General features: G+C 49.0%; 6 protein-coding genes, 2 tRNA genes and 1 rRNA gene (1 of these 9 only partly in view). All 9 read left to right on the top strand.

Annotated features, from left to right (window positions below; all coding sequences use genetic code 11):
- Positions 1-20 precede the first annotated feature (20 nt).
- Positions 21-440, top strand: coding sequence for a hypothetical protein (locus Pla110_RS07220; RefSeq protein WP_144994668.1), 420 nt, complete (start codon positions 21-23; stop codon positions 438-440).
- A gap of 210 nt (positions 441-650) precedes the next feature.
- The gene (locus tag Pla110_RS07225) at positions 651-2,033 is read left to right on the top strand and encodes an aldehyde dehydrogenase family protein (RefSeq protein WP_144994670.1); all 1,383 of its coding nucleotides are present in this window, start codon (positions 651-653) and stop codon (positions 2,031-2,033) included.
- 1,205 nt (positions 2,034-3,238) lie between these two features.
- The gene (locus Pla110_RS07230; RefSeq protein WP_144994672.1) at positions 3,239-3,628 is read left to right on the top strand and encodes a GntR family transcriptional regulator; all 390 of its coding nucleotides are present in this window, start codon (positions 3,239-3,241) and stop codon (positions 3,626-3,628) included.
- A gap of 4 nt (positions 3,629-3,632) precedes the next feature.
- On the top strand, positions 3,633-4,562 hold the full coding sequence (locus Pla110_RS07235; protein WP_144994674.1) for an ABC transporter ATP-binding protein: 930 nt from the start codon (positions 3,633-3,635) through the stop codon (positions 4,560-4,562).
- Positions 4,559-6,895: a hypothetical protein gene (locus Pla110_RS07240; protein ID WP_144994676.1), complete on the top strand. Its 2,337-nt coding sequence runs from the start codon at positions 4,559-4,561 to the stop codon at positions 6,893-6,895. Before Pla110_RS07235 ends, Pla110_RS07240 begins: the two co-directional genes overlap by 4 nt.
- A 149-nt stretch (positions 6,896-7,044) precedes the next feature.
- The gene (locus Pla110_RS07245; protein ID WP_144994678.1) at positions 7,045-7,686 is read left to right on the top strand and encodes a YMGG-like glycine zipper-containing protein; all 642 of its coding nucleotides are present in this window, start codon (positions 7,045-7,047) and stop codon (positions 7,684-7,686) included.
- A 233-nt stretch (positions 7,687-7,919) separates the two neighbouring features.
- Positions 7,920-7,993: transfer RNA gene (locus Pla110_RS07250), tRNA-Ile, on the top strand.
- 112 nt (positions 7,994-8,105) lie between these two features.
- A tRNA-Ala gene (locus Pla110_RS07255) sits at positions 8,106-8,178 on the top strand.
- Between the two features lie 836 nt (positions 8,179-9,014).
- Positions 9,015-9,333: ribosomal RNA gene (locus tag Pla110_RS07260) — 23S ribosomal RNA — on the top strand; it runs 2,583 nt beyond the window's last position.

The following is a 9,333-nucleotide window of genomic DNA, read 5'->3' on the forward strand; positions in this document are numbered from 1 at the left end:
CAAATCGAGGAGGAAGCTTAATGGGTAATTATGAAATCAAAAGAGGAGTTGCCTGGGGGACTCTCATCACTTCTCTGCTTTTATTTTGGGCTACCTATCCATCAAGGGTCAGTTACAGACCTCCTTTTCCGGAATTAACCGAATGGATTGGAATTCCTGTCCTACTTCTGATTCTCGCTGGTTTGTTATTCCTCTGCTATCTCTGTCGGTCCTGGCTGGGTGTGGGGATTGTGGCCGTGGGTCTCGCTGCAGGAATTCTGGGAGGGACCTTCAAAGAGTTCCAGGCAAACAGGTACCATGAGCGTTTTACGCACGCACATCACAATTTGTTTTTGAACCAGAGAGACAAACGACAGAATTGGACGCGTCATAAACTGATGGCGGGAGTCTGTCTTGCTGGAGGAGGCCTCAGTGCAGCGATGCTGCGCGACAGAGTCTAAAACAGGTTAAAACAGGTGAGAGAAACAGTGAGCAGCCAGCAGGAAATATAGAATGTGATATTTCTCAGATTCTGTTCCTTAAATCAGGAAACCGAAGACATTCGATTGTTGCGTTCGCAATGGGAAAGTATTGTATTGAGCATACATCGCTGTCCTGTTGAAACAGCAGTCCGGCTATTATCTGTCATCCCGTAAGTTGGAAAAAAGAACGTGAATCTTATTGCCACAAATCCCTTCGATCAGGAGACCGTTGCGGAGTTTCCTTTTGAAACAGAAGTATCTCTGAACGAAAAATTGAATCAGGCGCAATTGGCCTTTCAGAAATGGCGTAAGAAAACGCTGACTGAGCGGATCCGAATCGTTGAACAGGGGCTTGAAAAAATCCGTCAGGCGGAAGAAGAGATTGTTCAGAATGTTACCCGTCAAATGGGGAAACCACTCGGTCAGGCCCGTGGAGAGTTCTTAACGATGTTCGACCGGGCTGCCACGTGTATTGAATTGGCTCCAGCGGCGTTAGCGGATGATGTACTTCCCGATAAACCCAACTTCCAACGGCGGATTGTACATGAACCCCTGGGCGTGGTACTGGACATCGCGGCCTGGAATTATCCATTGGTCATTCCAATCAATGTGATCGTGCCCGCGCTGTTGGCGGGAAATACAGTGTTGATCAAACACAGTGCGAAAACCCCGCTCTGCGGAGTCGCTTTTGAGGATGCATTTGGGGCGCTGGAAGTTCCCAATCTGGTAACAAACGTCATCCTGAACCATCAGCAAACGGAAGAGTTAATTGCCGATGACCGTATCAACCACGTCTCCTTTACTGGCTCGGTCGAAGGGGGGCGGGTCATCTATCGCCATGTGGCTGAACGTTTGATTGATGCTGGTTTGGAATTGGGTGGAAACGATGCCGCCTATGTGGCTGCCGATGCCGACCTCGATTTCGCGGTAGCGAATATCGTCGACGGAGCGACCTACAACGCCGGGCAGTCCTGCTGTGCGGTGGAACGAGTTTACGTACATGAGACGGTATATGACGCCTTTGTCGACAAGGCACTCGAGCTAATGCAGGGATTTCAGTTAGGCGATCCGACTGCGGAAGGAACGACGATGGGGCCATTAGCCAGTCGTGCCGCCTTGGAGGAGTTGGAGAAACAGGTTCAAGATGCGGTCGATCGTGGGGCTAAATTGCTGTGCGGAGGAACTCGGGTTTCCGGGAGCACGGGGAACTTTTTCTCACCAACGTTGTTAAGTGACTGCCCGCAGGATTCCGTGGTGATGCAGGAAGAAAGTTTTGGCCCCCTTTTACCGGTAACCAAAGTGGCCAGCGATGAGGAAGCACTCACCAAAATGAACGATTCCCGGTTTGGTTTAACGGCATCGGTCTGGAGTGCTGATGTGGAACGAGTGGAGAAAATGGCTGCCGATCTGCAGGTGGGGACCATCTTTCAGAACCGCTGCGATTATCTCGATCCGGCGTTACCCTGGACAGGCTGGGGAGAGAGCGGGCTGGGTTCAACGCTATCCCAATATGGTTTTTTTCATCTTACGCAGCGAAAAGCGATACACTTCCGCACAGATTTGGAATCCTAATCGAGAATAATAAGAGCAAGGCAATTTTTTCTATTGAGGATTGAGATACTTTTTTACGTGGACATTTTATATAAGTCAATTATGATTGAATATTCAAACATATCTCCAATGCATATCATCGTCACTTCATCTCAACGTTAACTGATTTTCAGGTCAGTTGCTCTTTTCGAATGAACTCAAAGTTCATTCCTTAAAGTACCTCATGTTCTATGAATTGAGTAAATTACCTATATCTGTTTCTATCTTGACCGTTCGGTCAAATTTTTCTTCCAGTTAGTTGAATATATAAGTAATGTCATTGAGTGATTGGTGGCAACCTTGTAAATTGCTAGAGCATGGACCCGCGATCCAAAGTTCAATTGTCTAGAGGGGATTAAATCCCAGCAGGAGATTCAATTCGCAGGACAAATCTGCTCAACTCAATCCACAACGTAAACACACCTCCTCCAGGACCGTTTCTGCCAGGCCCGAAAACCGGATGAAAATCCGTGATTAGACCGAGTCGGCTGTTTCCGCCTAGAGGAGGTGTATACGTTATGTGTCGCGCAACTCTTGTTTATTTTTAGAACGTTTAGGTGTAATTTTTTTCGTGTGGTTGTCCGGTATTCTGTCTGGGTGAATCAAATTGGAGGAGAGTTCGCTAACTCTCGGCTCCATGTGCACTGGACGCCTTTATTTCCGGTATGTATGCGGAAGAATTAAAACCAGGTTCGTATCTATCCGTAGCGTTGTTTAAAACTTTCAGTGAATCGTGCAGGCAAAAGGGGGGGAGGCTCACGAGAAAAGTGCAATGGTGGGGTAACGCGTAGTCAATAATTCCTATCGCGAGTTGAGGCACTCAATGAGGGTGGGGACAGTGTCATAAAGTTGCTAAAATATAGCCTCTGTTTTTTGCGACAAAAAAACAATAGCGATCTTGGGGTAAAATTACATTTTGCTGTCAAAAAAAAGTTCAATCTGTGTCGTGAACCGTGAGGCTAATTGGGTAAGTTTCCTCTCTAATTGAATTTGACGAGAAACTTATCTTGAGAATAAACCCGTGACGGCAGATAGGCGAGACGAGTTACCAGCTTTACGCCTGCAATTCGGAGATGCTCAGCTTGCTCCGATCTTGGTGAAAAATCTTCATTTGTGACAAGACGGCTTGACGTACTCCAGACGATTGTTTACTGTACTATTACGCGTGGTACAGTAAAGGGTCGCTTATGCAAATTCAAATCACAACCGGAAGCAATGTGCCGATCTATAAACAGATCGTGGAGCAGGTGCGGCAGGCCGTGGCCAGTGGGGACCTCAAAGAAGGGGACCCGCTACCAAGTGTGCGGGCACTCGCGAATAAACTGGTGATCAATCACAACACGGTTGCCAAGGCATACGCGCACATCGTGCAGGAAGGGATTGCCGTTGCCCAACCGGGCAGGGGACTCTTCGCTTCCGCCGTACGCAATATCTACTCCGACAGCGAACGCCAGCGCCGCTTGCAGGAGGCGTTCGATCGCTTCGTCTCCGATGTCCTTTCGCTAGGCTACACGAAGGACGAACTCTCTCAGTTCCTGCACGATAAAATTGCCGATTCCGTGCTCATCAAGGAATAAATCGATGACTGAATATGTCCTGCAGACAGATCGATTGACTCGCTATTTCGGTTCGAAGTGCGCTGTCAATGAACTGTCTTTAAGTGTCCCGCGGGGAGGTGTCTTTGCCCTCCTGGGAAGGAATGGGGCCGGGAAGACCACTGCCATTCGGATGTTGATGGGGTTCCTGCAACCGACACGGGGTACAGCCACCATTCTGGGGACGGACTGCAGCAATCTGACGCCGGCAATCCGGGGGAGGATAGCCTATGTCGCGGAAGGACATTTCCTCTACAAGTGGATGACGATTGCCCAACTGGAGCAATTTCAGAAAAATGCGGCGCTCCGCTGGAATCAAAAGTTGTTCCGGGCCGTGCTCGATCACTTCGCTCTCGATGAAAAAATGAAAGCGGGAGCACTCTCGCGGGGACAGCGGGCCGGGGTTTGTCTGGCCTTGGCATTGGCACCAGAGCCCGAGCTGATCATCCTTGATGATCCCACCATCGGCCTCGATCCCGTCGCCCGGCGGGCCCTCGTGGAGGCGATGTTGATGGTGACCCAGAACCGCGACCGCACGATCCTGTTCAGTTCTCATCAATTGGATGACGTCGAGCGAGTGGCCGACTGGATCGCCATCATGCTGGAAGGTGATCTTCGTGTTTGTTGTACTCCCGACGAATTCCGCGATCGGCTTAGTCGTTGGGTCCTCAAGTTCGATGATGGTGGCCCGCCTTCGCTCGAAGAGATTCCCGAACTCGTCCATGAAATGCGGTTTCCCAACGAACTGCATCTGACGCTGGCCAACGCCAGTCCGGAAACCATCTCCAAGCTACAAACCTTAGCCACACGCAGTTGTGAACAACTGCCGCTCAATCTGGAAAACGGCGTGATTGACTACCTGAGTGACAAGTCTCGCGGTGGTTCTCTCTTACACACAATGGGAGGTCTGGTATGAATCGATTGATCTGGAAAGAGTTACGAGAGAACTGGAAATGGGGCGTGGTTCTGTTGGGACTGCAGTATTTGTTGTTCTGGTATTTTACTGAATCGGACAAAGGGAGTTTCTATTTCGAAGATGTTGATTTCCTGAGTTTTGTCCTCATTCTGGCTTCGCTGACTGGATTTGCGTTTGGTTTAATTCAGACGTATTCCGAGTCTGCTCAGGATCGATGGGCTTTTCTCGTCCATCGATCTGTGACGCCCGTGCAGATTGCGAATTCCAAACTAATCGTGGGGGCTACGATTCAGGCGTTGTGTTGGCTGGTGCTGATCGTAAGTAAGGCGGTCTACCTATCGTTCAATCATTATTTCAACCATCCCTTCTATTGGTTTACGATCATTCCCACATTGTTGGCTTCGCTTGCATTTCTGCCAGCCTATGCCATGGGGCTGTTAGTCCTGATTTGGAAGCCACGCCGGTACCTGGTCAAGCCGTTGAGTTTCGGGTTCGTGCTGTTGCTCTGGTTTGCGATGATGACGGGAACCCAAGACAGTGGTTGGGTTGGATTATGGGGTTTAGTGGTTGTGCTCGCCCTATTTACTCCACTGGCGGTGGCCGCGCTCTATTCCGCTTATCGCCAGTTTGGTGAACTGCACCAGAGTGCCCTCTCTTCAAGGCTCTTTCTCCATGGCGGCATTGTGGTGTCGCTCTTCCTCTTGTTCATTCTTGGCTTGCAGATGGTAGGGCCTTTCTTTGCTGGTAAACATGTGGCGCAGCGTCATCAATCAGAGATCTGGTTTGGAGAATCGGGAGAACTGTACAAACACCGCTATCAGGCTTCAGGATACGATGTAAAAATTCCTCATGAACTGTATTGTTTCGACGATCTGTCAAACCCCATTGCCACAAAGAAGTTTTCGCAAAATTCTTTGCCGCAGCATATAAAACAGTCGCTGGCGGAAAAGTTAAATGAGAATCTGGTTCCTGCTTTCGCTCATGGCAGTTTGCAAACGGCGTATACTCCGATGGTAAGTTACTCAGCGGTAAATATAGAGAGCCTTCCACTCGCAAGAGAAACGCTCGCACCTTTTCCTGTTAATCAATCGTGGCCGCATAGCACTTCCCAAGGGCAATTGATCGTCTGGTTTTCGAAGGTTGCTGGCCTAATTTATGCTTATGAAAAACCGGTCGTTCCCGGTTTTCCAGACGATAAGAAATACTTTCAAACTGCCGTTGTTGGCCGTAATGGGTTCTTTCCTACAGAGACGCCCGAAGTGCAGTCATTCGGAGAATTCGTGCAGGTTTCTCAATCGATGGACTATCGGAATTACAAAACCGCTGAAGGAGTGTTCGTACCGCAGCGAATCACCAATGACGTTTATCTGCTCGTCACTGCGGAGGCCATTTATACAATCAATTCCCGGGATCGGGAGGTCAATCAGATCTACACTTCGTCCGAGCAATTCGGGTCGATAAAAGAGTTGAGCTTACAGATCGTCGATAATGAACCACTCATGTTAATCGAGCATGAAAAAATGTTTCGCCTGTTCAGCACAGAGAAGGTCGAATCAGCAAGTCAGAAATTTGAGGACGATCAGCCAGCATACATTTCCTACATTCATATGCCAGATAAAGTCGTTCAGGAGTTTATGAAGCCGAAGTCGCTTTTGTCGGAAGAAGTCCTCAATGTTGCCTATCTCTCGAGCACGAATCGATTGATCTTTGCTACACAGGAGAATGTTTCTTCCATGGGGGCTGAGCCTGACGCGTTTTCCGTTTTCGAACTCCAGGAAAATGGCGAACGCTTGAAGGTCCGGCAGTTTTCAAACGAGTTGATGAATCCTCCGTCGGCATCGAATGATCCGACTGGATACGTCATGGTGTTTATGCTTCCGGTCGTAGTGGTAGGTCTATTTGTGTCTCAAATCACGCTGATTGATTTGCTTTCAGGCGTGGAAACAGGAGTTTTGGTCTCGCTGTTCAAGTATGAGCCGTTGAATATTTTGATGATGGTCTTCGCGCCCATCATGGGGGCGTTCATAGCGACCCTGCTTGGGCGCTGGTATTGCAAGAGACAGCAATTTTCTCCTGCTTTGACTCGTTTTATCTGGTGGACTACGGTGCTACTTGGTCCATTAGGCCTGGTTGCAGTTTGGTTGATTGAAACGCCGCCGCATCGGATCGCCTGCGGAAACTGCGGTAAACTATCAACGACAGAAGAACTTCAATGTCGGCATTGTGGAAAGCCAACTCGATCAAGGAAGGGGAAACTTACCGATATCATCTCCCCGGAGCTGAAATTTCAAAAATTATCCGGCGAAAAAGTTTCGGAACCGCAACCTGTTTGATGGCGGAGGATTCGGTGCCAGTTGAATACCTGCATTTCGGCAAAATTTGCCGATCAGGATGGAAACTCCGCTTTTCGGGATTAGGGAAAGACGATAAAAAAACGATCAGAACTATCATTCTTGCGCTGCAGCCATGGAAGGCGATTGACATGAACATCAAAAAACTCATTGTGTACAGTCTCTTCCCGTGCGTGGCGGCCTTTTCAGGCTGTGCGTCGACGGGGAACTATCATACCAGCCGGGGAGCGGCACTAGGTACTGGTCTAGGGGCTGCTACGGGGGCGATCATTGGTCATCAGTCGGGCAATGCCGGAGCAGGGGCCCTGATAGGCGCTGCAGCGGGTGCCGTCGGTGGCGGTCTAGTAGGTAAAGTACGCGACACGGAAGATCAACGCGATGCGGCGGTCGCTCAAGCTGCCTATCTGGAGCATCAGCAGAACGCTCTCTCTAATAGCGACGTTGTCATGATGTCGCAAAATCAAATTGGCGATCAAGTCATTATCTCTTCCATACAGAGCAGGGGGGGGCGATTTGACCTTTCCCCACAAGGGTTGATCACACTGAAACAGAGTGGCGTTTCGGATAGCGTTCTCCAGTACATGCAGACGAATGGACAGAACGCAGCAGGTGTACCAACGATCGTCCAGGCAGGGCCTCGGGTGGTGTCACCCGCTCCTGTCGTGATTGTGGAACCTGCGCCCGTAATGCCCTCACCCCACGTAGGGCTCGTTTTTGACTTCCATCGTCATGGTCCAAGGCACAGATATCGCCATCACCGCTGGCATCATTAAGTGTTGGTCTAGAATTGGGCGATAACGAAATAGTAAAAAAACGGCCCAACCGAATAATCTGGGGAACCTGTAAAGCATGACAGGTGTCTATTTGAAATAGGTGATTTAATACAAGTCAGGGCGGGCATTGGAAAAAACCAATTTTCTATGAAAGAAATTTGGCTCGATGACTGGACAGATTCGGCCTCAGTCGGCAGAATGTGCCCCGCCCAATAATGACTTTGGGTTTCTCAGGGTGTATAGCTCAGTTGGTTAGAGCGCAGCTCTGATAAAGCTGAGGTCCGTGGTTCGAATCCACGTACACCCAATTTATCTTCTAGTGGTTATGCAAGGGTTTCCTTGTTCCACTTGAGTCGTGCTATCCTCTGACGGCACAATCTGTTGCGAGCGTTTTGTTGCAACAGGCCATTAAGAAACAGGGGGACGTAGCTCAACTGGGAGAGCGCCGCCCTTGCAAGGCGGAGGTTGCCGGTTCGATCCCGGTCGTCTCCAATACGACTCAGTTCCTGTAGGAGGGATAAAACCTTCGGGTTTGTTTTCTTCAGAAAGTCGACAGGAAACCTTCCACACCGTTGACGATCGAGTCTGGTGTGGGTACTATTCCTCTCCCGCTGATTTTTGAAACGCCTGCTTCAGGCGGCTCAAGTCTAACGCGGGAAAGAGTTTACGGTGAAATCGTTCAAGTGTGAGTCGGCTGCTTGCCGAAGACTTGAACTGAACATTAACCGTCGCTATAAGTGAGTTGAAGCGAGGTTGCTGCAGAATCGGGTTTCTTCCCGTTTCAGGAAAACGAGTCCTTTGGGGTTCGCTTTGCCGACTTTGGTCGCAGCAGGTTGGCTTCAGCTCATGCTGAATCCGGTGGTTTTGGTAGTGGCAACACTATTGGGGCCTCGGTTTTGATCTTTGACAATTAGGTAGTAATCTGAGTGGCATCTTTATATTTAAAGATACAATTTTATCAGATTGAAACGCGTTGCGAATGATTGATTCGTCTCTTCGGGGAAGGGTTGAAAGTTCAAGATTAGTTTCAAGAGTGATAAGAGCGTTATTTGCCGGCTCGATCGTCAGGGCAACCTGATAAGAAAGTCGGTGAATTGCTTGTGTATGTAATGTCTAGGTTTAAGCGAAAAGTATTACGCTGATGTCTGGTCGGTTGGCTTCGGTCAAGCGGTTGGTCTCAGCAAAAAAGAGTTATCGTTAAAACAGGTTGTTTGTCACATTGATTTGGATTGGCATTGTTTTGAGCCTTCTGTTCTGTGTTCTTGTTAGATCACCTCTAGCAAGGGTACTGGTTTTCGGTTCGAGGTTGCCAAGTTAAAAATCACTGTGGTCAAGCTACTAAGGGCATGTGGGGGATGTCTTGGCGCCAGAAGGCGATGAAGGACGTGGAAGGCTGCGATAAGCCTGGGGTAGCTGTCAAACGAGCATTGATCCCGGGATTTCCGAATTATCATATACTGAATACATAGGTATATGAGGCTAACGCGGAGAACTGAAACATCTAAGTATCCGTAGGAACAGAAAGAAAACTCGACTTCCTGAGTAGCGGCGAGCGAAAAGGAATCAGCCTAAACCATCCGATTTATCGGGTGGGGTCGTGGGGTTTACCATTGTGGAGTTATCAAGTAATCAGCTAGAAGAATTCGA

This window comes from Polystyrenella longa (assembly GCF_007750395.1).
Taxonomy (GTDB): Bacteria; Planctomycetota; Planctomycetia; order Planctomycetales; family Planctomycetaceae; genus Polystyrenella; species Polystyrenella longa.